Annotated in this window: 18 protein-coding genes; 9 read left to right on the top strand and 9 right to left on the bottom strand. The window is 60.7% G+C overall.

The annotated features are described in order from the left end of the window. Positions 1 to 4: 4 nt before the first annotated feature. The 9 genes from AC0L3B_RS27730 to AC0L3B_RS27690 are packed head-to-tail and all read right to left on the bottom strand — an operon-like array spanning position 5 to position 13,601. Positions 5 to 1,813: a serine/threonine-protein kinase gene (locus AC0L3B_RS27730; protein ID WP_473381427.1), complete on the bottom strand. Its 1,809-nt coding sequence runs from the start codon at positions 1,811 to 1,813 to the stop codon at positions 5 to 7. Beyond that, complete coding sequence (locus AC0L3B_RS27725) at positions 1,810 to 2,586, bottom strand: PP2C family protein-serine/threonine phosphatase (protein WP_085348552.1); 777 nt, start codon at positions 2,584 to 2,586, stop codon at positions 1,810 to 1,812. Before AC0L3B_RS27725 ends, AC0L3B_RS27730 begins: the two co-directional genes overlap by 4 nt. Before the next feature lie 6 nt (positions 2,587 to 2,592). Beyond that, positions 2,593 to 3,294 (bottom strand): type VI secretion system-associated protein TagF, encoded by a 702-nt coding sequence (tagF, locus tag AC0L3B_RS27720; RefSeq protein ID WP_018457625.1) that lies wholly within the window; start codon positions 3,292 to 3,294, stop codon positions 2,593 to 2,595. After that, the gene (gene tssM, locus AC0L3B_RS27715; protein ID WP_473381426.1) at positions 3,291 to 6,827 is read right to left on the bottom strand and encodes a type VI secretion system membrane subunit TssM; all 3,537 of its coding nucleotides are present in this window, start codon (positions 6,825 to 6,827) and stop codon (positions 3,291 to 3,293) included. Before tssM ends, tagF begins: the two co-directional genes overlap by 4 nt. A 44-nt stretch (positions 6,828 to 6,871) precedes the next feature. Continuing rightward, positions 6,872 to 8,398: a type VI secretion system protein TssL, long form gene (gene tssL, locus AC0L3B_RS27710; protein WP_026233411.1), complete on the bottom strand. Its 1,527-nt coding sequence runs from the start codon at positions 8,396 to 8,398 to the stop codon at positions 6,872 to 6,874. After that, positions 8,395 to 9,732 (bottom strand): type VI secretion system baseplate subunit TssK, encoded by a 1,338-nt coding sequence (tssK, locus tag AC0L3B_RS27705; RefSeq protein WP_018457628.1) that lies wholly within the window; start codon positions 9,730 to 9,732, stop codon positions 8,395 to 8,397. The genes tssL and tssK overlap by 4 nt, the downstream gene beginning before the upstream one ends. A 48-nt stretch (positions 9,733 to 9,780) precedes the next feature. Then, a complete protein-coding gene (gene tagH, locus AC0L3B_RS27700) occupies positions 9,781 to 11,151 on the bottom strand; it encodes a type VI secretion system-associated FHA domain protein TagH (RefSeq protein WP_473381425.1) in 1,371 nt (456 codons plus the stop codon). 12 nt (positions 11,152 to 11,163) lie between these two features. After that, on the bottom strand, positions 11,164 to 11,727 hold the full coding sequence (locus AC0L3B_RS27695) for a DUF6931 family protein (protein ID WP_026233412.1): 564 nt from the start codon (positions 11,725 to 11,727) through the stop codon (positions 11,164 to 11,166). A 5-nt stretch (positions 11,728 to 11,732) separates the two neighbouring features. Next, on the bottom strand, positions 11,733 to 13,601 hold the full coding sequence (locus tag AC0L3B_RS27690; RefSeq protein WP_473381424.1) for a type VI secretion system Vgr family protein: 1,869 nt from the start codon (positions 13,599 to 13,601) through the stop codon (positions 11,733 to 11,735). 348 nt (positions 13,602 to 13,949) lie between these two features. On the opposite strand from AC0L3B_RS27690, the gene AC0L3B_RS27685 reads away from it, so the two are divergent. The 9 genes from AC0L3B_RS27685 to AC0L3B_RS27645 all read left to right on the top strand — a co-directional run bounded on the left by AC0L3B_RS27685 (position 13,950) and on the right by AC0L3B_RS27645 (position 26,025). Further along, a complete protein-coding gene (locus AC0L3B_RS27685; protein WP_162496526.1) occupies positions 13,950 to 15,263 on the top strand; it encodes a type VI secretion system protein TssA in 1,314 nt (437 codons plus the stop codon). A 124-nt stretch (positions 15,264 to 15,387) separates the two neighbouring features. After that, positions 15,388 to 15,915, top strand: coding sequence for a type VI secretion system contractile sheath small subunit (gene tssB / locus AC0L3B_RS27680; protein ID WP_085357997.1), 528 nt, complete (start codon positions 15,388 to 15,390; stop codon positions 15,913 to 15,915). Positions 15,916 to 15,931: 16 nt separating this feature from the next. Further along, positions 15,932 to 17,434 (top strand): type VI secretion system contractile sheath large subunit, encoded by a 1,503-nt coding sequence (gene tssC, locus AC0L3B_RS27675; protein ID WP_018457634.1) that lies wholly within the window; start codon positions 15,932 to 15,934, stop codon positions 17,432 to 17,434. 49 nt (positions 17,435 to 17,483) lie between these two features. Further along, complete coding sequence (locus tag AC0L3B_RS27670; protein ID WP_018457635.1) at positions 17,484 to 17,969, top strand: Hcp family type VI secretion system effector; 486 nt, start codon at positions 17,484 to 17,486, stop codon at positions 17,967 to 17,969. 181 nt (positions 17,970 to 18,150) lie between these two features. Further along, the gene (gene tssE / locus AC0L3B_RS27665) at positions 18,151 to 18,699 is read left to right on the top strand and encodes a type VI secretion system baseplate subunit TssE (protein ID WP_026233415.1); all 549 of its coding nucleotides are present in this window, start codon (positions 18,151 to 18,153) and stop codon (positions 18,697 to 18,699) included. Between the two features lies 1 nt (position 18,700). Then, complete coding sequence (tssF, locus tag AC0L3B_RS27660) at positions 18,701 to 20,668, top strand: type VI secretion system baseplate subunit TssF (RefSeq protein ID WP_247362314.1); 1,968 nt, start codon at positions 18,701 to 18,703, stop codon at positions 20,666 to 20,668. After that, entirely contained in the window at positions 20,632 to 21,696 is a 1,065-nt protein-coding gene (tssG, locus tag AC0L3B_RS27655) for a type VI secretion system baseplate subunit TssG (RefSeq protein ID WP_368507860.1), read from the top strand. Before tssF ends, tssG begins: the two co-directional genes overlap by 37 nt. Positions 21,697 to 21,793: 97 nt before the next feature. Next, positions 21,794 to 24,433 carry a type VI secretion system ATPase TssH gene (gene tssH, locus AC0L3B_RS27650; RefSeq protein WP_247362313.1) on the top strand — a complete coding sequence of 880 codons (2,640 nt, stop codon included), beginning with the start codon at positions 21,794 to 21,796 and terminating at the stop codon, positions 24,431 to 24,433. Between the two features lie 5 nt (positions 24,434 to 24,438). Further along, entirely contained in the window at positions 24,439 to 26,025 is a 1,587-nt protein-coding gene (locus tag AC0L3B_RS27645; protein WP_473381423.1) for a methyltransferase regulatory domain-containing protein, read from the top strand. Positions 26,026 to 26,076 lie beyond the last annotated feature (51 nt).

Genomic DNA, 26,076 nt, shown 5'->3' with positions numbered 1-26,076 from the left:
CCGGTCAATTGGTGAGCAGCACGTAGCGCACGGCCGCGATGACAGTCATCTTATTGCGCTGAGCCTCGCTTAGCGCCTGCAGGAAGAACGTGTCGGCGGCGATCGGTCGCGGCTGGCGCAACGAGTCGAGAACCTGCGGGACCGCCACGACCAATAGCAGTTGCGGACCGCTCGCGCGCGCTGTCGGGAGCGTAAACGAAAGTGAGTCGATGCCCGGCTTCAGAAGATAAGACAGGCTCTGAACTTCGCCGCGATCAGATACCATCAGGAGCTCCACCACGCGGTTGGCAAAGTTCTCGATGGTCCCATTGAGGGTTTCACCGCCCTTCAGCTCTGTCGCTGACAAGGTGATGCGTGGCATTCGCGCCTGATCGCTCCCGACCTGACTCAAGAACTTGACGGCTGGGCATTGCGCCTGGGTCACTTGCCTGACGCCGATCGAAGCCTCGAAACCCTGCTCACGCCGAAACGCTTTGTCGAACGTGTCGAATGGGACGGTCGAGGCACCGAACCCTTCGATGACAGCGGCATTTGGGCTCACGGCAATCGGCAACACGAAGAAGCAGTCACCGCCGGAATATTGGGCCACGTATTTGCGGATGCGCTCGGCGCGCCCTGGCCCATCGAGTGCCGGAGACTGCGTCGCCGTCGGCTGCGCGGGCAACTTCTCCGGCTCTTGGCGTCCGGGCTGTGGTCCAGCGGGCTCGACCTTCGGCGGCGCCATTGCTCCGGCGAGTTTCGGGGGTGGCGACAAGACCGCGGTGCCTGGCGCTGACCAAACCAGCTTGTAGAAGGCATATCCACCACCGCCGACCAGCAGCAACAATGCCGCGGCGCCCGCCCCCAGCCAGAGGCGGCGCGGACTCCGCGCGATCTCCGGCATCCTGTCCTGCGGCGCCGGCGACGCGCTTTCCGGCCGCCGCAGCGGATCGAAGCCATATAACGGCGCGGCCGGCGTCTGGGCGGAACCGGTTGGCGTCCAGCTGGCGACCTCCCCCATAGTGGGGCGCAATGCCGGATCAGGCTGCAGCATCCGCTCCAGCAAAGGTCGGATGCGCATATCCACACCACCGAGATCGGGCACACGCCGGCGCTTCTCAACCAGTTGAAATTGGCTGCCGCCCATGTCGAGTTTCTGTCCGGTCAGCGCATGGAACAGCACAAGACCGAGGCTGTAGACATCGGATTTCGCAGTCACGTCATTGCCGTACAGCCCTACTTGCTCCGGCGATGCGTAGTTGTCCTTGCCGGCGAAGCCCGAGCCGATGATGGTTTTGTCGCCCATTTGGGTCGACCGAGCGATGCCGAAGTCGATGATCTTGGCCCGACTGACGTCGTCGAGCGGAATGATGATGTTGTCCGGAGACACGTCGCGATGGATGATGCCGTGCTCATGTGCGGCCTCCAGTCCCAATGCGACACGCTGCCTCAGCCTGATCAGCGCCTCGAAGGTCAACGGCCCATCATCGAGTATGTTCGAGAGCGAGCGGCCATTCACGAACTCCATCGCGAGATAAGGTCGCTGCAGCACCGGCTCGACGGTAAACAGGAAGTAGCGAACGATCGCGTCGTGCGGAAGATTGTGGAGTGCCGCGGCCTCTCGACGGAACAGCGCGAGCGCGGCCTCGTTATCAACCACGTCGGGCAGTAGCATTTTCACCGCAATAGGCGATCCAGTCTGGATCTCACGGCATTTGTAGACCTCACCCATGCCGCCCGCGCCGATCACCGCTTCGACCTCGTAAATGCCATTGAGACGGGTGCCGGGCGGCACGCCGTGATAGGACGATCGGAACGGATCGCTCGGACTCATGGTTGCGGCTCCCGATTGAGCGGAGATCTTGTCGTCCCCTGAGATCGTGGCGTCAGTAGTCGCACGATCACAATCGTCAAATTGTCAAGCCCGCCACGATCAAGAGCCAGCGCGAGCATGTCATCGCAAGCCGCCTGGGCGCGTCGCGTAGCCGCGTGCTGCAGGATCTCGTCGTCTTGCACGTGCCTGGTCAGGCCATCGCTGCAGATCACGAAGATATCTTCTGGCTCGGCCGGGCCTGTCACCACCTCGAATTCCGGATCATCGGCGACACCGACGGCACGCGTAATGGCATTGCTCGGCCAATCATTCACGTCTTCGCGCGACAGCGCACCTTTTGCGATCAGCTCCTCCAGTTCGCTGTGATCATGCGAGACCTGGCGAATTGCGCCGCGACTAATAAGGTAGACCCGGCTGTCACCCGCCCATATGCAGGCATAGTAGTTATCGCGAACGAGCAGAACCGCCGCTGTGGTCCCGACGGTGGCACCCTGTCGTTCATGACTAAGCGCCAGTATCTGCTGGTTTGCGCTGAAAAGCCGCTCCTCGCATTCCGCCAGCAGGTCTGCGGCTGATTCTGGTGTAGCGATAGCGTCGAGCGACTGCACTACGATGCGACTGGCGAGATCACCGGCCTCGTGCCCCCCCATGCCGTCGGCGACCGCCCACAGACCAACGTCGGTTCGTACCAAACATGAATCCTCGTTCCGCTCCCGCACGCGTCCGGCATGGGTGACGCTGCCAACATCGAACAAGGACGGAATATGCACCATCGCGCGTCATCCATTCCCGGATGCCGCGGGTCCGAGATCACCGGTCAGCAGCGTGACGTAGTGAAACGGATCTGGCAATCCGCGACAACTCAGCGCCATTGGCGGGAAGCCTTCCCCTCCGGCGGTCCACCAGAAGCTAGCCGCGGCGTAGACCTGTGGGTTGGCAGCGCAAAGTGCTGCAAACGACGCCGCGAAGGCTTCGACCGCCGAAGCCCTCCCCATTGCCGCAGTACCAAGCGACGTGACCGGCGGATCGCCGGTGATGGTCTCCTGCAGTCGTGGCACCGAAAGCCGATCCAATGCATCGGAGATCTGCTCGAAGGTTGCGGCCCGATCCAGGGTCGAAAGCAGGAACGCCTCCACTTGCCCGAACCATTCGTCCTGCGGATCAATGCTCGGCGGCGGCAGCGAGACGGCCTCGCCGGTCACCGCATGCAGGGTCAAGGGATAGTATCGCCCCACCCCATCGAGCGAGGGCATGATCGCACCCGCCACTGTCGTGCCGCAGATCGCGGCGCCGAGCCAAAACCGCCAGACCGGCGCGGTCAGAAAGGCCTGTTGCCATCCTGGGCCAAGCTGGTGGCGACTTGCTGACAGCGCAGCCTGTACCCACGGCTCCCAGGCTTCCAGGAAGCTGCGCGGGGTCGCGATCGCGATGAAATCGCGCTTCGCACCGATTTTGCCGAATATCCCGCAACGCATGGTCATATCCCGGTCGGGCAACGAAACTCGCGCAGCACTGACAGGTTCAGCGGGTTGCGCAACGATCCGGTCGAAATTTGATAGTTGAGCTCGCGCCCGGCGACGATGAAACTCGCGCTGGCGGTTTCCGCTTTCACCACTAACGAGCCCGCCTCCAACATCCGAAACAACGACCAGGGACCAATGCGCTCAAGCACGGATGGCGGGCCGGTATCGTTACTGACTGAAATTGCCGTTCGCGGCGCTGGGCCCGGCCATAGGATAGTAGTCGGCGAGTTGGTCTGCGGCTGTGGCGGTGGCGGTGGCGTAGGTTGCGGCCCGCCGAACAAGGACGGAGGGGCCGATCCGGGAATGGTTGGGCTCGCAATTGTGGTGCCACCGATCTCGGTCTTAACTGTCACGCCTGGTCCCGGTGCCCCAGGGGGTCGGATCGCGAATGAAACGGCGGGCACACCGCCGCCCGTCTGGAAGAACGCATCCCGGATATAAGCCGCGTTCTGGAATTGTTTGAGCGTCTCGGGCGAGAACGACCGACCAACGGGGCTCTCCTTTCGCCAAGCCCAGTCCGACCGCGACGTGTCGGCATAAGGTGCCAGGTACTGGGTGAAGAACCTGTCCATAACGCCATTCGGACTGAACAATTTGGCAAAATCCGCGAGCGGAACTTCCTGGCCGCTGCCGCGGATAAACGGGTAGCGGTTAGTCACGGTCTGTTGGCAGACCGGCGTGACCTGATCGCGCAACGTTTGCAGGATTTGTCCGGCGGTTGAAGCCGCGATGCTACCTTCGAACTCCGCGGCTGCTGCTCGCAACATATCGGAGAATGGCGACGGCATGCGCGAGGCGTTGTTGCGGAGCGCTGCGACCTGGTTCTGGAGCGCAGCTGTGGCTTGTGCGGTCAGTTGGGGATTCTCGATGATCAGCGTCAGGTTCTGCGCGATGTCGTTCAGGTTCGCGACGGTCGAGTCGATTGGCCGGCGGGTGCTCTCGCCTTCGAGCGCTGCGTGGTAAGGCTTGAACTGTGCTTCGATCATCGTGCCAGGCGGTCCATCCTGAGCATTCGTGAAGAGTGCTGGCGCCGATGCGGCAGCTGGCGCCGAAGCGCTCTTCGCCCGTTCCTTGGTCAGCACCGTCTCGTCGCGCACCGACTCCAGAATTTGCCGCATCGGCGAGGTCGGCGCCGAAAGCGCCCGAAGCACCTCATATTTCGGTTTGTCGGCGAGCAGCTTCTTCAGGCGCAGGCTCCCGAGCGCCGTTCGCCAGGTCGTCACGAAATCGTTTGAATAGATGCTGAGCAGATCGCCGGCCAGATTGTCGTACTGCTGGTTGATGGCCGACTGCTGGCCGGCATCCCCCAAAACCCATCGCTCCCGCTTCATCCGCTCAGACAATCCGGACAGCCGGGCGACGAACTTCTGATGGAAGCCGTTATACGTGAAGAACTCAGGTACCCGCACGGCGTCCAAAGGCTGCCCGGTCGTGGTTTCGAACACGACACCCATGTCGGGTCCGCCATGGCGGCTGGCGATCCAGTCGCCGGCGATCGACGCGCGAGCCTCCGATTTCAGAAACTCGTACGCTCGTTGCGACACGCTCAGGCGCGCCAAGGAGTTCTGGGCCTGCTTGATCAACCGGCCGTCGAGTTCGACCAAGGGCGGCTGTTCGGTCTCGAGGTCGAACATTGCCACGAGGTTCTCGTCGAGCAGACGCCGCCCTTCTGCGTTGGTGGCGCCAGGATAGAGATTATCCGCCCAGTCACGTTGCATCCAGGAGCGGATCAACTCGCGATCCGGCGACTGCAGGCCACCGATCATCAGATAGACCTTGAGCGCCTCATAGACGAAGGCAGGCTCGTTTATGCGCGCATTGAGCTGCTCTTCCAGGCGATACAGCAGGCGCGGTCGGAACATGCGTTCAAGCGCGGTGTGATAGGCCGCTTTCGAGGGCGACAGCAGCCGGGCGCGCTGACTGAGCCCGTAGCGAGCCGACAGAGGCACCGATTCGCCGCGCGATCCGTAGCCCGCCGGGGCGTTGCGAAGCCGGAAGAGTAGCGGCAGCACCTTGTCGAGATCATGATCGGCAATCAACGTCTGCTTGATAAGTGCCGCGCCGGCGGTTGCATACTCGCTATCCGCCTGCAGGCTTTGCTCGATCAAATCGGCGTTCCGCTTGTAGCTCACCAGCCAAGCTGCGATCAGCCCGATCGAGACCAGACCGATCAATGACAGGGCTGCGGTCTTCAGGACCAGCGCGCGGCGCACCGCGGCACGGTCAGTCGAGACCCAGTCGGCCTCGCCGATGATGACCTTGGAAATCAGATCGGCAAGGAAGAAGCTCTTGCCCGTGCCCGAATAGGATCCGGAACCGACTTCCTCAGCGCCGAACGTGCGCGCCAGCGACCCGATCAATTGATCGATCGGCGTGCCCTGCTGCGTACCCGAAGTAAAGTAGAATCCGCGCAGGTTCGCGTTCACGTGATAGCGCGTCGGCTCGAAGATCAGGTTGAGGAAATCGTGGATCTGAGGCTTGAGCCGCGCCATCTGTGCCGGAAAACCGAACAATTGCACGCGGTGCTGGGGCGTCGGCTCTTCCTGCAGACGGTCGAGCGTCTCTTCGCTCAGGCGCTCCAGCAGACGGTCGAACTCGAACGGGATCTGCCCAACCAGATTCTGGGTCTTGTCGGCGGTCTGGAACGTGGCACCCCAGACTTGACGGCGGCCGGCCTCCCCGAGATAGGCGAAATACTCGGTGAAGCCGGCAACGAGATCCGCTTTGGTAAATAGCGCGTAGACTGGGAAGCTGACCTTGAGTCTCTGATGCAGCTCGAGCAGGCGCATCCTGATGGCATCGGCATGAAGTGCGAGCTCCTGCTTCGGCAGCGTCAGGATGTCTTCGATACTGATGGCGACAAGAACGCCGTTGATCGGTTGGCGCGACCGGCTTTTCTTCAGGATATCCAGGAACGCCAGCCAGCTGTCCTTGTCGGCCTTGCTGTTGGAGTCCTGGGTGGTGTAGCGGCCGGCGGTATCGATCAGCACCGCCTCCTCTGTAAACCACCAGTCGCAGTAGCGGGTACCGCCGACCCCTGCGATCGCCGCGGGCGTTGCCCCGCGCGCGAGCGGAAATTTGAGCCCGGAATTGACAAGGGCCGTGGTTTTGCCGGCGCCGGGCGGACCGATGATGACGTACCAGGGGAGATCGTAGAGATAGCCCGACTTGTTGCCGCTGGCGGTCTTCAGCGTCGCGAGCGCATCCTTCATGCGCTCCTTGAGCACTGGTTCATCGCTGACGGGCTGGTCTGCACCAGCGATACCATCGGCAATCTCCTTGGCACCCTTGCGCCGCTTGAACAGATTGAGGCCAACGATGCCTGCCACGGCCGTGGTGAGCAGCAGAATAGCGATCTGCCGGACGATATGGTTCTCCAGCGGCCGCCAATCGCCGAATGCGATGAAGGGACCGGCGAAATAGATCACCGCTCCGAGCGAGCTGAGCCCGACCCCGTAGAGAACGATGCGAAGAATGTCCTTGGCAAGCATCTAACCGTACCCGTCGCAAAACCACCTGATCCGGCGGTGTGTGCCTATTCGCTGCGTTCGATAAAGATCTCGACGCGCCGGTTCTTGGCACGTCCCTCGGGCGTTGTGTTGCTGGCAATCGGCGCATCTGCTCCTTTGCCCTCGACGTCGACGCGCGAACCATCGTTCAAGCCAGGTTTCAGTGCCGCGGCAACCGCCTTGGCGCGCTCGACCGACAACTCGAAATTGGTCGGGAAGCGGACTGTGCGGATCGGCGAACTGTCAGTATGGCCGACGACCCGGATCCGTCCCGGCTCCTTGTCGAGGGTTGCTGCGACGCGGAGAGCGATCGGCTTAAAGCCGTCGAGGATGGTGGCTTGGCCCGACGCAAACAAGGCCAGGTCGCAGACCCTGATCACGATGAAGCTGGGGGTCTGGTCCGCCGTCATGGCGCAGGCGGTGTTCTCCTTCGCGAGCGCATTGCGGATGCGTTGCAACTGGGTAATGCGATCCGGCGGCGGCGGAGGCGGCGGCGGTGGGGGTGGTGCAACGACCTGACGCTTGAGTTCGATCGGACCGGCCGGATGGAGCGCGAGCGCCACCTCAGCAGCATTCTCTGCCCGTCCAGCGAGGAGCGTCCGCAGAACGAAATAGGACCCGGTCAGCAGCGCGGCGACCACGGCTGCCACGAGCCAAACCGGAACACGCAGACGCTGCCGGCGCCCCGCCAGCGCCTGCCCGCGCCAGTTGGGCGACAGGTCGCTCATCGTTTTCGGTCTAACCCGGCGCAGCAATTCATAGAGGTTGCGCTGGATCAGTTGCAGGTTCGCAAGTCCGCCCCCTGACGTCCGGTGGATGCCCTGAAAACCAAGCGCAAGGCAGGCGTGCTGAAGTTCGAGGACCGGATAGTTGACCAGTGGATCAACCTTCAAATGGTCGAGGATCTCAAAGAAACGGACGCCGCCGACACGCTCGCCGAAGAACCGGCTCAGCATCGAATATTGCGTCCAGACGTGACGCTCTTCGGTTGGGATGTGCTGCACGATATCGTCAGCAGTGGCACACAGGATGTATTTTGCTGTGTTGGCCTGGTGCTCGGAAATGCCCGCTGAACGGATGTCCTTCTCAAAGAATTTGATCGCGTCTGCGACCTGCTCCATCAGGCTGGCGAATGACGCTCGCATGAGCGCCACACGCAACCGACCGAGCAGTTGCAGCAACGGGCCCGCAGCGCGCATCACCGGATTGGCATTTGGCGCGACCAGATCGTCAACGCGCAACGGCGGCCCTGGCGGCATCAAGGGTTGCGGCACCTGGCCTTGCGCGGGTGTCGAAATCCATTCCTCGGCTGGATGGCTGGCCGGCGCGGAGGCGTAGTTCGAGCCCTGTGGAACGGGCGAAAAGGATGGTGGTGGGGCCGGCGTGCCGGGAGAGGGTACGGGTGATGGCGAATAGGCTGGGCGTGCTGCGGGCCCCCCACCCGGCGGAGGTTGAGAGATCGGCGCCGGCGGCAACTTCCCGCCGGGGTTGGGACGGATGATCGTCCGTTCGCCCCGCCCGAAAGGATTGACCGGCTTGTCCTTGTCGCTCATGGCCTGTCTTCCAGGATAGCCCAAAGATACAGCTCAAGCTCGGGCCAGTCGCCGGAAAAATGCATTCCGATCGACGCAGCCGTACTGAACTCGGGCCACAGCGGTGACTTGCGGTCGAGATAGAAATAGACGTGATCCGTGATGGCCCGGATATGCGGCGGCGGCGTCGGCAAATGCGCCAACGTGAGGCCCGGCAGGTTTGCGTGCACGATCTCGTTCATCTTTGTGTTCGGCCCGACCTTGAACAGGTGCGGGAAATCGTTCTGGATCTCCACAAGCGGCCGCCGTGCGGCAACTTCCAGCACCAGGGTCGCATTTCGGAATAGCGCTCGATCGCGGATCGGCGATACGAACGCATTCTGTGCGCGCTCGATGATCTCCAGGCGGATCGCCCGCCGACCCAGCCGCGCGCTCAAGAAGTCCTGGATGTCGCTCACCAAGGGTGTGAAGACGTTCTCGAGATCGTCGTGATTGTACGCCGGATAGTTGCGCGCCCGCCGTTCCGCCGTGGAAAACGTCGCAAGTTCACCCGCGAACCTCAGCAATTCCTCGTACAGGCGCTCCGGGTGAACGCTGCCGGAGCGCTGGAAATGAGTCAGCACGGGAATGGTACGGTTCAGCACTTGCAGGACCAGATAGTCGACGCTCTGCAACCCACCACCGGATGACGGATCGACGGCGTAACGCGCCAGCTCGTCGAGTTTAGTCTCAACCCAGCCGATGATGCGGTTGAGCCAGCCATCGATGATCGGATGCGCGGCGCAGACCAGCATCGGCGGCACGAACTTGTCGTCGAACAGGATGTTCTTGTCGCGCACCTCGAGAATGCGCGCGATGCCCAGGCCCATGTATCCAGGCTTGCTCGTCTTGCGCAGTTCGAAAGACAGGCGCGGATAAGCGATGTCGATCTCTTCCTCGATGCGGAGCGCCGAGGTCGAGTCAATGAAGGTTTCCGAAGTGCGAACATAACGACTGGCGCTGTCGGTGCGGTCCTCGTCGACCTCGCGGGTGTTTGGCGCCGCGACCGGCATCATCAGCCAGACGATCTGGCCTGCAGCCGTCTCCGGCACCTCGATCGATTCGGGTATTGGGCTGTCCGCAGGGATATCGAACGGCGTACCGTCCGGCATGAGGCCGGACGCACTGCGCACCGCGAATTTGCTCTGTTCGGTAAGATCCCTATCGATCTCTAGCTCGGCAAAGCCCCAAGGGTATGGTGTCGTGTAGCGAACGCGCTTTTCCAGCAAGTGTTCGATGTAGCGGTCGTTCTGCTGCAGATGATGCGGCCGCAGAAACAAACCTTCCGACCAGAAGACCTTGCTGTACCAAGACATTCCTATATCCACTTAGAAATTGTAGGCAACCTCGTGGTCGCCGAGAGTTTACTTTGAGCCGGGCTTATCACCGCGGTCGTAATAGTTCGAGAAAAGCAACATAAAGGTTTCGATCGGGGCGTTGTTGTCGCGGCCAAGATGCGCTTTCCAGCGCGTCAAGAACTCGTCCCAGAGTTTGCCCTTGTTCGTGCCGAGCCAGGAGCTTGCGCCACGCTGAAGCTCGAGCTCGCGCGCCATCAGCGTCGGATCTATGCCCGCAATCAGCTCATGGACAGCGTGCTGCATCGCCATATAGGTTCTCAACTGATGTGACTTGAGATCACTGAAGCCCTGTGCAAAGGCGCGCTGTGCATCGAGATAGCTGCGTGTCGGCGGCCCAAAGAGAATGCGCATCGCTTCCTCCGAGGTCGGCGAGAATTTCAGCGGATTATTTTCGAGAGCTTGGACGGTGGTCTGGCTGGTGCTACGGGTCAGCTGCTTGGCTTGGGTTCGCGCTTGCAGCAGCGCCATCAGATTGTCCACGGTCATACGCAAGATGATGCCGAGCTGTTCGGCGAGTTCGGCATCGGACTTGCTGGAAAAGAAATTCTCCGGCAATCCCGCAGCGCGCGCCACCAGTCGCGCGAACTCGGTACCACCGACTGGCTTGGCCGCGACAGGTCGCTCGTCTGCTGCTTGCGCCGTCTCGACCTGCGGGTGCGATGGCGATGCTGGCGGCTGGGCAGCGGCTGGTTCATCATCGATCCAAACCGACGGCCGGCGTGGAGTCGGCATGGCTTGCGGGCGCTCGACTTGCGGTTTCGGCGCGGTGACCGGACCGGCTGCCCAGTTCATGTCATCGTCCTGCACGGACGGTTGGGACGGAGACGTCGGCGATGACCATCGAAATGGGTCTACACCCGGCGCCGGCACGCTCGCTGCCCAATCAAGGAACCCCGGATTGACGGGCCGCGCCGCCTCGCGTGGCTTCTTCAACAGTTGCGGATCGATCGGCGGCGGAACGTCACGATCGGCCGTCCAAAGCTCTCCGTAATCCGCATGCTGCTGGACCGAGGGTTCGTGCAGTTGCGCCGCTTGATTTGGGATACGCCCGCCAGCCTCATCCTCCAGCGAAACTCCGATGATGTAGTGGCCGATCGTGAGCCGATCGCCGTCGCGCAAGCGGTGCGGCCCCCGCATGCGCTGGTCGGCACCATTGAGAAAGGTGCCGTTGGTCGAGACGTCGTGCAGCCAATAGCCACCGTCGCGAAAGTGCACCTCGCAATGCTTTCCGGAAATAGTCCGCGCCGGATCCGGCAGCGTCCAGTCGAGGTGACGGTCCCGGCCAATATCGACCGAACGCCTGCCGGTGACCGTAAACGTCACAGGTCCGCCGTCCGGAAGATTCGGTTCGTTCTCGATATTAAAGCGAAGCACCATCACATCGTCTCGTTAGCGCGGAGGGCGCGGTTCGCCGCGTGCCAATTGAATACCATCCTCCAGGCACGACGTCATTATCTGGTCCCGGAAGTCACGGGGGAGCCGGCAGAGGCCAATCAGCAGTGCTGTACGCACCGCCCGTGCGGCCTGATCTGGCTTGGCTTCCACGGGCGCAAATTCCGGGGGAACCACGCTTCCGCCGGACCAGCCGGCCGCCAGCGCCAGCCACGTTGCCGGCTGCTCAGGATCGTTGGCATTGCCGACAGCCAGCGCCTTGTTCCGGGACTGCTCGTCCGGTTGCCGGACCCAGGTCTCCACAATATTGAGCGACCTGCTATCGCTGGCATCGAAATGATCGAACATCCGTCGCAGAGAGCGACATCCCCAGCCAATTGCCACACGCCTTGGAAGTAGGTATGCACAATAAGACACGGCCGGGTGCCAATTGCACGCGTCGGCGGCCTCCTGAAGGAAATCCAGCGAAGGCTTGTCAGCGTCGGCTCTGCCGACATCATAGCGCGCCAACGGATAGGCCTGAAACAGATCCTGTACCGTTCCGAATCGAACCTGCCCCATGATCGTCAGCCGACAAGAGTTGGAGTGCCGTGAGCGACCAGCGGACCGCCGGCAGCAAGCGCCATGCCGGCCTGCGCTGTCATGGCGATCGTCGGCGCGTTGATGACGATGCCCGCCGGGGTCAGGATAATCTGGCTGGGACCAACCTGCAGGGTGATATTGGCGTTAGCCGTGAGCGTGATGCTGATGCCCGCATTGACAGACTGGTCCATGGCCAGCGTGATGTGTTGACCGCCCAATTCGATGTCGAGTTTGTCATTGCCTTTCTTGAGCGTGGTCTTGCGGGTATCGCCGCCGAATGCAGCTTCGCCGATGGTCCGTGTCTCGGTGTCCCGGACCGTCACGTCATGGTCCTTCTCGGCATGCACCGTGATCTTCTCGGACCCCTTCTTGTCCTCGAAGCTCCACTCGTTGAAGCCGCCGCCACCTTTGGTGGAGTCCGACTTCAAGCCGCCAATCGTCTTTTTCGACGGCAGATCGTAAGGCAGCTTGTATTCGTCGTTGTACACGGTGCCGATCACCAGGGGCCGGTCCGGATCCCCTTCCAGGAATTCGACAACGACTTCCTGCCCGACGCGTGGGATAATCTGACCGCCCCAGCGCTTGCCAGACCAAACCTGGGCGACGCGCAACCGGCACGACCGCTTCTTCTTGCGATCCCAGAAAAAGCGGACATAGATTTCGCCGAGCGACTCGACGTCGATTTCCTCGCTCGAATTGTCGTCTTTGGTCACTACCTTGGCAGTCTGGATGCCATTGATCCTTGGCTTCGGCGTCGTCATTGGCGCTCGAAACGGCCGATCGCTCGGCAGAAACTCGTAGCTGCCGAAATAGACGTGTTGCCCGGCGTCGCTCGGACCTCCGGTGCGATAAGATTCGATCGAGAACGAGTGCGTGGCTCGCACCAAGAGATACTCCACGTTCTGCGAATCCTTGGAGTGCTTTTCAAGCTTCGTTAACCCACCGGGGAACAGGTTGACGGCGTCGCCGTTGCCGCGGCGCCTTCGGTCCATTGCCTGCTCGGCCTGGAGCTGGATCTTCGCGTAGCGCTCGCCGTCGGATTTTTCCTTGAACTTCCCTGGATAGTCGTAAAACTCCATCTCCGACCGGGTGTAGTGCTCGGAGCCCTTGGCGTCGCTGATCATCTGCGCGTTGGGCTTTTGATAGTTGTAGTCGTTGAGCTCGATCTTGCCGGTTCGAAACCGGCGCTCCGATACCCATTCGTAGATGTGCTGCTCGCCTCGACGATCGGCCCCCGTTAACGGGATATAGGGAATCGTAGCAAGACCGTTGATCGGGCTATGCGACGATTTGGAGTCCGCCAACACCAGCGTATGTTTGCCGCCCTCGTGCTTGAAGAAGTAGTAGATGCCGTGCTGTTCCATCAGCCGGCACACGAAATTCATGTCAGTCTCGCGGTACTGAACGCAATATTCGAGCTTCGGACAGGACCCCTCTTCGGTCAGTTTGGATTCATAATCGGTGAAGCCGCGTTCGTTGAATACCTCCTTGATAATGTCGGGCGCTTTCTTGTCCTGAAAGATCCGGCAATCGGTGGTCCGCGACAACAGCCAAAACCAGGGCCTCAGCACGATCCGGTAGCTAAAATAGTCGTTCCTTACCCCGAGCCACTGGGCCTCCGTCAGAATGCCACTGAACTCGCGCTCCTTTTCATGCAGCTTTATGGTCAGCGTGCATTGCTGACCGATGGCTCGGTCGAAGTCGAGGTCGGCATCCTCACTGAGACACTCTATGCGATACTCGAACAGTTCGCTGAGACCTTCCGAGCCCTCGAATCCGGCAAAAACCAGAACGTCTTTGCCAAGAGGCGTCTTGAGTTCGCAGAGGCGGGTATCCTGAGTAAGCTGGCCCATGTGGGCTTAAACTCCCTCCTTCGATCGAATGACCCGCTGCAAAGAGCTGATCAGACGTATGCAAGATCCGCGGAAATCCTGCCCCGCCAATTGGCAGTACCGGCAAGTCCGCCCCGGGGCTGGCCTCCTGACGTTTCACGACAGCCGTCCAAAGAACCACCCTGGCCATCAAGTAGTCGGCTCCAAGAGCTTGCCGGTTCACGAGAAAATGGCATGATCTTCGGGAATGAACCAAGATCAGCAGGCATCTGACCCATAGGTATAGAATCGGATCATGCGCCCCGCGCGATCCCTTAGTCGTCACGGCTCGGCAGCGGGGCCGTGACCGAGCAGATGGACGATCCTCGCATGCTTGATGTCGCCTCCCTGACGCTGCCCATTACCGCTGACGATCCCTGCGGGCCGGATCTCGACGCCATCGGAGACGTCCAATATCTGAACTTCTTCGCAGGTGCGGAATCCCTGCTGCCAATGTCGTTCTTCGAGGTCGTCAATGCCAATGGGGAGCGTGGACGCTTCGATCCAAAGGCAGTCGATTTTGCCGGCCAATTTGCCGCTGCACAGCCCCTCCTGGCGCGTACCCGCGATCTGCGCCTAAACCTGCTGCTCGCGAAGTTTTCAATCCTCAACCGCGATCTCGACGGCTTTCTTAACTGCCTGAGGGCGACCAACTTGCTGCTGCGCGAGCAGTGGGAAGCGGTACATCCGAGGGGCGAGAACGGCGACTACGCGCTTCGGGCCGTCACGGTCGAAGCAATCGACGTGTTTCCGACCGTGATCAACCCGCTCCAGTTCCTCCCCCTGATCGAGAACCGCAGACACGGCAACCTCCACTACCGTGCCTATCAAATCGCGCAAGGCGAAATTCCCGCCGGCGATGCCGACGCCGACGGGCTCGATCTCGCGACTATCGAGCGCATCGTCAGCGAGACGGATCTCGATACTCTCAAGGCAATCAGCGCGCGGTGCTCCGCGGTCGCTGCTGAAATCGCAGGTATCAAGGCGACCTGGCGTGAGAAGATGAATTCGGGGCAACCTATCAGCCTCGACAGGCTCTCCGGCTTGGTTGACGGCATGGCTGCATGGCTTGCGGGTCTTGTCGCATTGCGTGATCCGGTGGCGATTGCCGCAACTGCGGAAGATGCCGGTCCCGTCGATACGCAGGTGCCGTTGGACGCAACCACGATGTTTGCTTCATCTGCACAGGCGTCCGCAGCGCTCGGCGCAGCGGCCGCCTATTTTGCCCGAATGGAACCATCCAACCCGGCGCTGTTGCTGGTACGTCAAGCGCAGGAGATGGTCGGCAAATCATTTATTGAAGTGATGCGGATGCTGGTGCCGTCCCACGTGGAGAGCGCTGCCATCAACATCGGGCGGGACAAAGTCTTCGACCTGCCGATCGAACGGATGGCGGAGCTCGCGACCCCGCTCTCATCAACGACGGATGAGAGCGCCCAAGATATTGTTTTTTCGGTGGAAAATAGAGCGCAGGCCTTGGGTCTGCTGACGAAGGTGGCGTCGTTTTTCCGAACCACGGAGCCGTCCAGCCCGATCCCCTTTTTGGTCGATCGCGCGCGCGACCTCGCACAGCGGGATTTCCTCAGCCTTCTGAATGATGTCCTTCCTGAGGGCGCTCTCAAGACAATCGACAAATCGTATTGAACCACCTTTCTCTCGAAGGCACTAACTGGACATAAGAATGTTTTGCCGACCGCAAGTTGAGACGCCTTAGTCAATCTGCGTCGTGCAATTTGGCTTCTGATGCGATTTCGCAGGGAGGGGAACCATGGCTACTGACAGCGGTCAAAAATTTATTCGACGAAACCGCGCACCACGCGTGCACATAACATACGAGGATCCTTACGATGCCGAGCGGCTGATCGAGCTGCCGTTCGTCATGGGCGTCCTCTCCGACCTCTCCGGCAATAACCCCGGCATCGAGAAGTCGAAGGTCGAGGAGCGTAAGTTCCTCGAGTTCGATATGGACAATTTCGACAACCGCATGGCCGCAATCCAGCCCGGCGTGACGGCGCGCGTCGCCAATCGCCTCAGCGATGGTTCCGACGAAAAGATCTCGGTCAACTTGCGCTTCAACAAGATGGCAGACTTCACTCCGGTGGCAGTCGCCCGCCAGGTGCCGGCCACCGCCAAGCTGCTCCAGGCACGCGAACAACTCGCCAACCTGCTGCGCTACATGGACGGCAAGGTGGCCGCCGAGGACCAGCTGAAAAAACTTCTCGCCGATCCTCAACTGATGGCAGCGCTGCGGGAACGCGCGACAAGCCAGTCGAGCGAACCTGGCACCGAGAGCTAAGGAAGGAATGGGGACCATGGCAAAAGAAGCTGTTCACACAGAGAGCCCTACCCAAGTCAAAACCGTCGAAGCTGATGAGTTTGCCAGCCTGCTAAAGCAAAGCTTCAAACCGCGCACTGAACGTGCAGCGACCGAAGTCGAAAACGCCGTATCCACGCTCGTTCAAGAGGCGTTGAAGGACACAAGCGTCATAAAGTCGGACGTCCTCGACACCATCGAGGAGATGATCGCGCGGATCGACCAGAAGCTGACCGCGCAAATGAACGAGATTCTTCATACACCTGAGTTCCAGGCAATCGAAAGTGCGTGGCGCGGTCTCCACTACCTCGTCTTCAATTCCGAGACCGACGCCAACCTGAAAATCCGGGTGATGAACGTCTCAAAGAACGAGCTGTATCGAAATCTGCGGCTTTATCCCGATGCACGCTGGGACCAGAGCCCCCTTTTCAAGCAGATCTATGAGTATGAATTCGGCCAGCTGGGTGGCGAGCCTTTCGGCTGCCTGATCGGCGACTATTATTTCAGTCACCTCCCCACCGATGTGCAACTGCTCCGCGATCTCAGCAAGATCGCCGGCGCCGCACACGCCCCCTTCTTCAGCGGCGCCGAGCCGACGCTGATGGGAATGGACTCTTGGACCGAGCTGTCCAACCCTCGGGACATCGGCAAGGTGTTCGACACGCCGGAATATGCCGCATGGAAGGGACTGCGCGATCAGGACGACTCGCGCTATCTCGGCCTGTGCATGCCGCGCGCGCTCGGCCGCCTCCCCTACGGCGCGAAATCGGAGCCCGTGGAAGAGTTCGCCTTCGAAGAGGAGACGGACGGACACACCGGCGACAAATACGGCTGGATCAACGCCGCCTACGCAATGGCCGTCAACATCAACCGCGCCTTCAAGGAGTTTGGCTGGTGCACGCGCATCCGCGGTGTGCAGTCCGGCGGTGAAGTTATCAACCTGCCGACGCACACGTTCCCGACCGATGACGGCGGCGTCGACCTGAAATGCCCGACCGAGATCGCCATCAGCGATCGCCGTGAGCACGAACTTGCGAAGGCGGGCCTCATCCCGCTGATCCATCGCAAGAACACCGACAAGGCGGCGTTCATCGGCGCTCAGTCGCTCTACAAGCCGAAGAAGTATTTCGGCGAGAAAGGCGTGGATGCCACCGCCTCTGATAACCTGTCGTCACGACTGCCCTACATGTTCGCTGTGTCTCGCTTTGCGCACTATCTGAAGTGCATGGTTCGCGACAAGATCGGATCCATGAAGGAGAAGGATGAGCTGACGGTCTGGCTGCAGACCTGGATCAACGAGTACGTTGATGCCAATCCAGCCCTGTCGTCAGAAGCTCAGAAGGCGCGCAAGCCGCTGGCCGCTGCGAAGGTAGAGGTCATAGCAAACGAGGAGAACCCGGGATATTACAACGCGCGCTTCTTTCTTCGTCCACACTTTCAGTTGGAGGCGATGGACGTCGGCCTCAGTCTGGTTTCGCGCCTTCCCGGCCCCGGCTCCTGACGCCGCAGCATCGCAACCGTAACATGCAGAAATTTGAAAGGACTATGCTATGGCTGTCGACATTTTCCTGAAACTCGATCCGATTAAGGGCGAGTCGCTGGACGACAAGCACAAGGACGAAATCGATATTTTGAGCTGGTCTTTCGGCGAGAGCCAGTCAGGCACTTTCCACAGCGGTTCGGGCGGCGGTGCCGGTAAGGTCAGCATCCAGGACCTGCACTTCACGCACTTCGTCGACAAGGCCACGCCGGAGCTTTTCAAAGTCTGTGCGAACGGCAAGCACATTGATACGGCGATCCTCACGGTGCGCAAGGCGGGCGAAAATCCGCTGGAGTATCTCAAGATCGAGATGAAGCACATTCTGGTCACGAGTGTATCGACGGGCGGATCGCACGGCGAAGATCGCCTCACTGAAAACGTGAGTCTGAATTTCGCCAAGGTCAAGATGACGTACAAGACCCAGACGGAAAAAGGCGGCGCTGGAGCGGCGCCGGTGTTTGGCTGGGACGTTCCCGCCAACAAGGAATGGGCCTGATCGTCGGCTTCTGCTTGGCGTTGGTTGCGATTAGCTGAGCCGGCGCCGCACGGTGCGATTGCGTTGACGTCTCGGCGGGAGCGGTTACGAGCACGACCGCCTGCCGAGGCGACAACCATCCTGGAGACCAGCTGATGCTCCGCGAAAGGGCATAGCGGGCCCGGCATCTTGGGGAAGGTAAATGACCATTACTCCAAAGAGGGATCGTCTCTCTCCCCCGCTAATGCTGGCCTTTCGCTTGGCTCATGAAGCTCGCGATGCGCGCAAGAAGCTCAATTTGCGCGATGAATTCGGTGAACGGGTCATTGCCGGACGGCGTAGCGCCGGCCGCTTTCCGATCTCGGAAACGCTGTTGCGGCGGGAAATCTCTCATGACCTTGAAGCCCTTCTCAATACCATTGCTCTGGAATCGACTTTGGATCTGAGCGACCGGGATTGCGTCCGGAGATCGATCTTGAACTACGGCTTCCCCGATATCGCCCACCGCTCGATCGACGAGGTTACGGACGACGAACTCACCGACGCGTTACGCGAGACGCTAGCGACCTACGAACCCAGACTCGACCGCAAGACGATTCGGGTTCGTCGCGACGGCTCCGTCGGCCCTGAGCAGCTGAAGCTGCGCTTCATCGTTCACGCCGACCTCAAAGCTGAGCCGCTCAACGTCCCCGTGGAATTTGTCGCCGACGTCGATCTCGACAGCGGCGACATCCAGATCAATCGACTTTAGCATGAATCGCGAATTCCTCGATTTCTACAATCGTGAACTGTCATTGCTGTACGAGCAGGCGGGAGATTTCGCCGAAGAATATCCAGGTATCGCAGAGCGCCTCGGCGGCCTGATCCGAGACCGCTCGGACCCGATGATCACGGGACTGCTGGAAGGCGCTGCCTTTCTTGCCGCCCGCGTTCAACTCAAGCTCAAGCACGAGTTCCCGGAATTCACTGCAAACCTGCTCGAGCAACTGGTACCGAACTATCTTGCGCCGACACCTTCGGCCATGCTGGTGACCGCACGGCCACCCTATGCCGACCCGGCGCTGCGTGACGGCAGGAAGATCGCGCGCGGCGCCTATTTCGACGCGACCTATCGCGAGAGAGAGCGAAGTCTTTCCTGCCGGTTTCGCCTTTGCCGCGACATCGTGCTCTGGCCATTTGACGTCACAAGCGCCGAGTATTTCTCGACGGCGGGCGCTCTGCAGGCGCTTGGTATCCCGATCGGCAGTGACGTCATCGCGGGGCTGAGGCTATCGTTGACCCATCGTAGTGCGGCCCGGCTCGAGGACGAGCCGCCGGACGCGGAGGCTCGGACCAAGCCGGAAACGTGGTTCGCAGGCTGCCGCGTGAGCGAGCTTCCGATCTACCTGTCCGGTGCGGAATCCGACGCCATCGCGCTTTACGAGCAGTTGATCTCGAATTGCAGGGGGGTCTACTTCCGGCATCTCGACGACTTTGGCGATCCGGTGGTGACTCGTGCCCCCCATGACAGCGTGCAGCAAATTGGTTTCGACGAGAATGAGTCTCTATTTCCTAACGATAACCGGATCTTTCGTGGCTCGGAATTGCTGCGTGAATATTTCATGTTTCCACGCAAGTTCCTCGGCATTACCCTCACCGGACTTCGCGGCGTGATGTCACGGCTGCGCAGCAAATCGATCGATATTGTCTTCGCATTCGATGAACACAGTTCACGATTGGCCGCCTCGGTGCGCCCCGAGACGTTCAGGCTCTATACCGCGCCGGCGATCAATCTGTTCGAGAAGACGAGTGATCGTATTCCGGTCAAGTCGAATACGCACGAGTACCATGTGGTGCCAGATCGCAGCCGCTATCTGGAATACGAACCGCACCAGGTGCTCGAAGTCTACGCACACCTGCCGGCAGAGAAGGATAAGCGCCCCGTGCGCCCGCTATATTCGGCCGCCGTCGACCGGAGCGGCGGGTCGGCCGACAGGCTTTATTTCACTGTGCGCCGCTTGCCGCGGCGCCGCACAGTGGAAGAAAAGACATACGGCGCCTCCTCAGACTACACCGGGACGGACATGTTCCTGTCACTGCTCGAGCCCGGTGAATTGAGCGGCAAAGGCTCTGTCGCCGAACTGAGCGTTCGGGCTCTCTGCTCCAATCGCCATCTCACGGAGCACTTGCCGGTCGGCCAGGGCGGCGCCGATTTTCGTTTGCTGGACGACACATCTCTTGATCTGATGTGCGTCGCTGGTCCGACGCCGCCGCGCGAGCCGGTGGTGGCCCAATTGCGCAGCCGCAGCGAAATCGTCAACAGCGGCGTTGTCAGCTGGCGGCTCATCAACATGCTCAGCCTCAACTATCTTGGGCTCGTCGAGCGCGGTGGCGGCAAGAACGCCGGAGCGCTGCGCGAGATGCTGTCCTTGTTCGCCGACCAATTCGACGACGCCACGGAACGCAAGATCCGCGGCGTGCGCAGCATAGAAAGCCGCCCCATCGTGCGACGCGTGCGTGAGCGCACCGGCAGCGGCGCAGCACGTGGCTTGGAGATTATCGTCACACTCGACGAGAAGGCATTTGAGGGCAGCGGCGTGTTCTTGCTCGGGGCGATCCTGGAACGCTTCTTTGCCGACTATTCCGGCTTCAACACCTTCACCCAGACGGTCATCTCGACGCCGGAGCGCGGCGAGATCATGCGATGGCCGCCGCGCATGGGCACGCGGAGACCGCTATGACCCTGATCGACCAGATGAAGGCCGAGCCCTGGCGTTTCGATTTCTTCCATACGTTACGCCAGTTCGAGCGCGCCAACCCGGATCGACCGCGGATCGGTGACAGTGCCGCGCGCCGCGACGAATATGTCGACCTCGGCCAAGTGCCTTATCTGGAGTTTCCCGCCTCGAATCTCGCGGCCGTGGACGACCAGAGTGGCCGGCTCAGGATACTCGTCAAATTTCTCGGCCTCCTGGGCCCGCAGGGCGCCCTGCCCATTGCCACCACCGACGAAAGCCTCAGCTGGTGGCTGATGCGGGATGACGCTTTCCCGCGCTTTCTCGATCTGTTTAACGGGCGCTTCCTGCAACTCTTCTTTCGTGCCTGGGCCGACGCGCGCCCGATCGCGCAGCACGACCGCCCGGCAGACGATCGCTTCATTGCCTATGTCGGCTCCTTCGCCGGCTTGGGCACCGATGTTTTCGCCGATCGCGATACCGTTCCGGACATGGCGAAGCTCAGCTTCGCTGGACTGGTCGCGCCAAGGGCGAAGTGTGCATCACGGTTGACGCGATTCCTGCAAGGACTGTTCGAGGTCAAAGTCGAGATCGACGAATTCGTCGGCACTTGGCTCTCGTTCGACCCAAGTCACTGCAGCCGGCTCGGCGGAACGCATGCGAGGCTCGGTCAGGACGCCCTTCTGGGCTCGCGCGTGTTCAGCGTCGAGGACAAGATCAGAGTTCGGGTCTTTGTCAGAACATTTGCTCAGTACGAAGAATTCCTGCCGACCGAAACACCCAACCTGTCGGAGCCACTGGCCGACGCCGTTTTCTTCTATGTCGGCGACGAATTGGAATGGGAGGTAGAGCTCGCCATTCCTGCCGGAGAGGTTGTACCGGTCAGGCTCGGACAAAGTGGTCGACTTGGATGGACTTCTTGGGTCTCGCCGAACTGGGCCTCCACAGAAGAATATCGCCGCGATGCACGCTTTCAGCTCGGGGAGCGATTGAGATCCCGCCGGAGCGCCGCAGCCAATGCCACGGCGATTTGAACCTATCCATAGTGCTGATCGCCTAATGCTATGGAATTTGAAGCCAATTCCGCATGATGACAAGCATCCGCGGAGGAGTTGAGCAGGAGGAGCCGCCGTGACCGACATCAGCATTGAAGCTGTAACGGGCAAGCTGAACCGGGCCGGCTATGATGCCTTCATACAGGCCCTCCGCCACGCAAAGAGCGCCGGCAATCGCAACGTCGAGCTTGCGCACTGGCTGTTTCATATTCTGCAGCAGGAGGGCAACGATCTCAGCCTCTCGGTCGATCACTACAAGCTCGACCGCGCGCGCTTATTGTCGGACCTGGCCGGCGTGATCAGCGGTTTTGCTAAGAACGAGACCGACATGCCGGGCGTCGCGAATTCGGTCATCGATCTGCTCGATCGCGGCTGGCACTATGCCACGCTTTTCTTTGGCGAGACCCAGATCCGCACCGGTCATCTGCTCGTTGCCGGCCTGAAATCGAACGATATTCGTCGCGCGCTGAACAACCTCTCGCGGGAATTTGCCAAGGTCAACGTCGACGCACTGGCGGCGGAACGCCGCGCTGTCTGGACCGGCTCCGACGAGGAGAACATGCGGCCGATGGACGGATCGGGCCTGGTTGGCGCCGGCACGGAAGGCGCGGCCCAAGCTGGTCCGAAGGGCACGACGCCGCTCGACCGGTTCTCCCAGGACCTCACTGCCAAGGCTAAATCGGGCGAAATGGATCCGATCCTTGGCCGGGACGAAGAAATCCGCCAACTGATCGACGTGTTGATGCGTCGGCGGCAGAACAATCCAATTCTCACCGGCGAGGCTGGCGTCGGCAAGACCGCAGTTGTAGAAGGCTTTGCGCAGCGCATTGCCGCCGGCGACGTGCCGCCACCGCTGCGCGGTGTAAGGCTCTGCGCACTCGACATCGGCCTGATGCAAGCCGGCGCCTCCATGAAGGGCGAGTTCGAGCAGCGCTTGCGGTCGGTGATCGACGAGGTCCAGAGCTCACCTACTCCCATCATCTTGTTCATCGATGAGGCCCACACACTCATCGGCGCCGGCGGCGCCGCCGGTACCGGCGATGCGGCCAATCTCCTGAAACCTCCCCTCGCCCGTGGCACGCTGCGTACGATCGCCGCCACCACATGGGCGGAATATCGCCAGTACATCGAGAAGGATCCCGCACTCACCCGGCGCTTCCAGCCAATCCAGATCGATGAACCTGATGTGGAGACCTGCTGCATCATGCTTCGCGGACTTCTCGGTCCGATGGAAAAGCACCATGGCGTTCGCATTTCGGATGCTGCGATCGTCGCAGCAGTCAACCTGTCCCACCGATACATTCCTTCACGGCAGTTGCCGGACAAGGCGGTCAGCCTGCTTGATACAGCCTCGGCACGCGTAGCCATCAGCCAGAGCGCGACGCCGGCCTTGATCGAGGATGCACGCGTGGCGATTGCCGCTCGTGAAGCTGAGAGATCTGCGCTCGTCAGCGACGGCGACCTTGGGATAGAGGACAACGAGCGCATTGTCGCGATCGACAACGACATCGCCGCACTGAAAGACAAGCTGACGAACCTCGATGGCGATTGGGCGGTCGAGCAGGAGCTCATCAAGGACATCCGCAGCATTCGTGAAATCCTGTCCAGGCCCAAGGAAGGCGAAGATCCGGCTGCCAAGCGCGCGGAGCTGCGCGGCAAGTTCGACACACTTGAGACCATCAATCCGGAAAAGCGAATGGTCTATGCCCATGTAGACCAGCAGTCGGTGGCGTCCGTTGTCTCTGATTGGACCGGCATCCCGGTCGGCCGGATGATGCGCGACGAGATCGAAACCGTGCTGAAGCTACCGGAGATCCTCAACCGCCGCGTCGTCGGCCAGTCCCATGGGCTGACAATGATCGCCAAGCGAATTGAGACCAGCCGCGCTAAGCTGGACAACCCGTCGAAACCGATCGGCGTATTCATGTTGGCTGGCCCATCCGGTGTGGGCAAGACCGAAACCGCCCTGGCGCTTGCCGAGACTCTTTATGGCGGCGAGCAAAACATGATTACGATCAACATGTCAGAGTTCCAGGAAGCGCACACCGTCTCGACCTTGAAAGGCGCACCTCCCGGGTATGTCGGCTATGGCGAAGGTGGGCGCCTCACCGAGGCCGTCCGGCGCAAGCCCTATAGCGTCATTCTGCTCGACGAGGTGGAGAAAGCTCATCCCGACGTCCATGAGATTTTCTTTCAGGTATTCGACAAAGGAACCATGGAGGACGGCAACGGGCGACGGATCGACTTCAAGAACACTTTGATCATCCTTACCACCAACGTCGGCACCGATATGATCATGGGCCTATCACGCGATCCAAAGTATCGCGACGAGCCGGAAGAGCTCGCCAGGATGCTAAGGCCGGAGTTGCTCAAGGTGTTCCCAGCGGCGCTGCTCGGACGCATCGTCTCGATACCGTACTTCCCGCTATCGGACGAGATGCTGTCCGGGATCGTGCGTTTGCAACTCGACCGCATCGGAAGGCGCCTTCGCGACAATCATAACGCGACCTTCGGTTATGACGACGCGGTCGTCGAGCACATTGTGTCGCGCTGCAACGACCCCGACTCCGGTGGGCGAATGATTGACAACATCATCACCAACACCCTGCTCCCCGAGCTGTCGCGCGAATTCCTCAGCAAGTCGCTCGCCAAGGAAGAGGTGAAGGAAGCACGTGTCTCGATCGACAACAACAAGTTCGCATATTCGTGGAATTGAGCACGATGAACATTCAAACCGAGCATCGTCACCCAAACATCGGTCCAACGCCATACGACGAGGTCTACTACCCGGGCCATGTTTATGGGCTTACTCATCCCAACCATCTTGCTACCATGGCCGCCGTTTACGGCATGCAGCCGGCGCCGGTCGAGCGTTGCCGGGTGCTGGAGCTTGGCTGCGGCGTCGGCGGCAACCTGTTGCCGATGGCCTTTCAATACCCGAACAGCGAATTCGTCGGTGTCGACCTGAGCGGCGTGACGATCGAGCGCGGTCAGAACAATGTCGCTACATTGGGCCTGGAGAACATCAAGCTTCTCCACTGCGACATCATGAATGTCGATGCAAGCTTCGGACGGTTCGACTACATCATCGCGCACGGCGTGTATTCCTGGGTGCCACCGGCGGTGCGCGAGAAGATGATGATGATCTTCAAACAGAACCTCGCGCCGCAGGGGGTCTGCTACGTCAGTTACAATGCGCACCCGTTCTCACATATGCGCGACATGGTCCGCGACATGATGCGGTATCACACCCGCCGCCTCACCGGCATGAAAGAAAAAGTAGGACAGGCCCGCGCAATCTTGAAGTTCTTGAGCGAGGGATCGAAAGCCAACTCGGTTCACAGCGCGATCATGCGCGATCAGTACAACCGCGTCCTCAAGGCGCCCGACGAGCTGTTGTTTCATGACGATCTCGACGAAGGCGCCGAGGCCTTCCTGCTGCACGAGGTTGTCGAGCTTGCAGGCTCTCATGGCTTGCAATATCTAAGCGACGCCGATTTCTCGCGACGCAATCTGGCGGGCTATTCCGAGGAGGTACGCGCGACGTTGCAACGCTTCCCGGAAACCGAGTTCATGGCACGCGATCAGTATCAGGACTTCATCGACGGTAACGGCTTTCGCCGTACCTTGCTCTGCCACGACAACGTCTCGCTCTCCCGCCAGACCGACCTCGATTTCGTCACCCGGTTCTATTTGCTGAGCACGACGAGCCCGGTTGATCCGGACGCCTGCGTAACGGACGATTCAGCGATGGAATTCGAAAATGAGGACGGTAGCAGGATCACGGTGACCAATTCGCTCTTGAAGGCGGCGCACCTATGCCTCGGCCGCGCTTGGCCTCGCGCGCTGTCATTTGACGAATTGCTCGATGGGGCGCGAGTGCTGCTTGGCGGCGGGCAGGCAGATGATGACCAAAAGGCGTTGACCGAGGCGATGTTTATCCTGGCTTGCAGCGGCGAGGTCTCGTTCCTGCTGTCGCGTCCCTTCTTATTGACGGAAGCGACCGAGCATCCGCAGGCGAGCCTGCTCGCGCGAAAACAAGCGCAAACAGGTCCGCTCGTCACCAATCTCCTCCACCAAACCGTGCAGTTGGAGGACGACCGAACCAGGGATTTCCTGCAATTGCTCGATGGTACGCGGACCATCGACCAGATCACGGCCGAGATGACCGAGAAATTCGGCCCGACCATCCAGGTAGATCAGAAGGATCGTGCCAGGAAGCCCGCCGAGCCGCTGCTGCTATCAACGCGAGAAAGCGTTCAACGCTCGCTTGCGATGGTCGGCAAGCTGGGCTTGCTAATCGCCTGACGCGCTCATGTGCGCCGGGCACCGTGGAAGGAGTGGCGGAAGGAACCAGAA

It is taken from the genome of Bradyrhizobium sp. Kon56, from assembly GCF_055807635.1.
Note: the sequence above shows the minus strand (reverse complement) of the source record. Positions and strands in the feature narration are given on the sequence as shown.

Excerpts from the sequence above, each read along its gene's own strand:
- AC0L3B_RS27685 (WP_162496526.1), top strand. The coding sequence starts at position 13,950 with ATGCTTGATGTCGCCTCCCTGACGCTGCCCATTACCGCTGACGATCCC.
- AC0L3B_RS27695 (WP_026233412.1), bottom strand. The coding sequence starts at position 11,727 with ATGGGGCAGGTTCGATTCGGAACGGTACAGGATCTGTTTCAGGCCTAT.
- tssK (WP_018457628.1), bottom strand. The coding sequence starts at position 9,732 with ATGTCTTGGTACAGCAAGGTCTTCTGGTCGGAAGGTTTGTTTCTGCGG.
- tssB (WP_085357997.1), top strand. The coding sequence starts at position 15,388 with ATGGCTACTGACAGCGGTCAAAAATTTATTCGACGAAACCGCGCACCA.
- tssL (WP_026233411.1), bottom strand. The coding sequence starts at position 8,398 with ATGAGCGACAAGGACAAGCCGGTCAATCCTTTCGGGCGGGGCGAACGG.
- tssC (WP_018457634.1), top strand. The coding sequence starts at position 15,932 with ATGGCAAAAGAAGCTGTTCACACAGAGAGCCCTACCCAAGTCAAAACC.
- AC0L3B_RS27645 (WP_473381423.1), top strand. The coding sequence starts at position 24,439 with ATGAACATTCAAACCGAGCATCGTCACCCAAACATCGGTCCAACGCCA.
- AC0L3B_RS27670 (WP_018457635.1), top strand. The coding sequence starts at position 17,484 with ATGGCTGTCGACATTTTCCTGAAACTCGATCCGATTAAGGGCGAGTCG.
- tssG (WP_368507860.1), top strand. The coding sequence starts at position 20,632 with ATGGCCGCCGCGCATGGGCACGCGGAGACCGCTATGACCCTGATCGAC.
- tssM (WP_473381426.1), bottom strand. The coding sequence starts at position 6,827 with ATGCTTGCCAAGGACATTCTTCGCATCGTTCTCTACGGGGTCGGGCTC.
- AC0L3B_RS27725 (WP_085348552.1), bottom strand. The coding sequence starts at position 2,586 with ATGGTGCATATTCCGTCCTTGTTCGATGTTGGCAGCGTCACCCATGCC.
- tagH (WP_473381425.1), bottom strand. The coding sequence starts at position 11,151 with ATGGTGCTTCGCTTTAATATCGAGAACGAACCGAATCTTCCGGACGGC.
- AC0L3B_RS27690 (WP_473381424.1), bottom strand. The coding sequence starts at position 13,601 with ATGGGCCAGCTTACTCAGGATACCCGCCTCTGCGAACTCAAGACGCCT.
- tagF (WP_018457625.1), bottom strand. The coding sequence starts at position 3,294 with ATGACCATGCGTTGCGGGATATTCGGCAAAATCGGTGCGAAGCGCGAT.
- tssE (WP_026233415.1), top strand. The coding sequence starts at position 18,151 with ATGACCATTACTCCAAAGAGGGATCGTCTCTCTCCCCCGCTAATGCTG.
- AC0L3B_RS27730 (WP_473381427.1), bottom strand. The coding sequence starts at position 1,813 with ATGAGTCCGAGCGATCCGTTCCGATCGTCCTATCACGGCGTGCCGCCC.
- tssF (WP_247362314.1), top strand. The coding sequence starts at position 18,701 with ATGAATCGCGAATTCCTCGATTTCTACAATCGTGAACTGTCATTGCTG.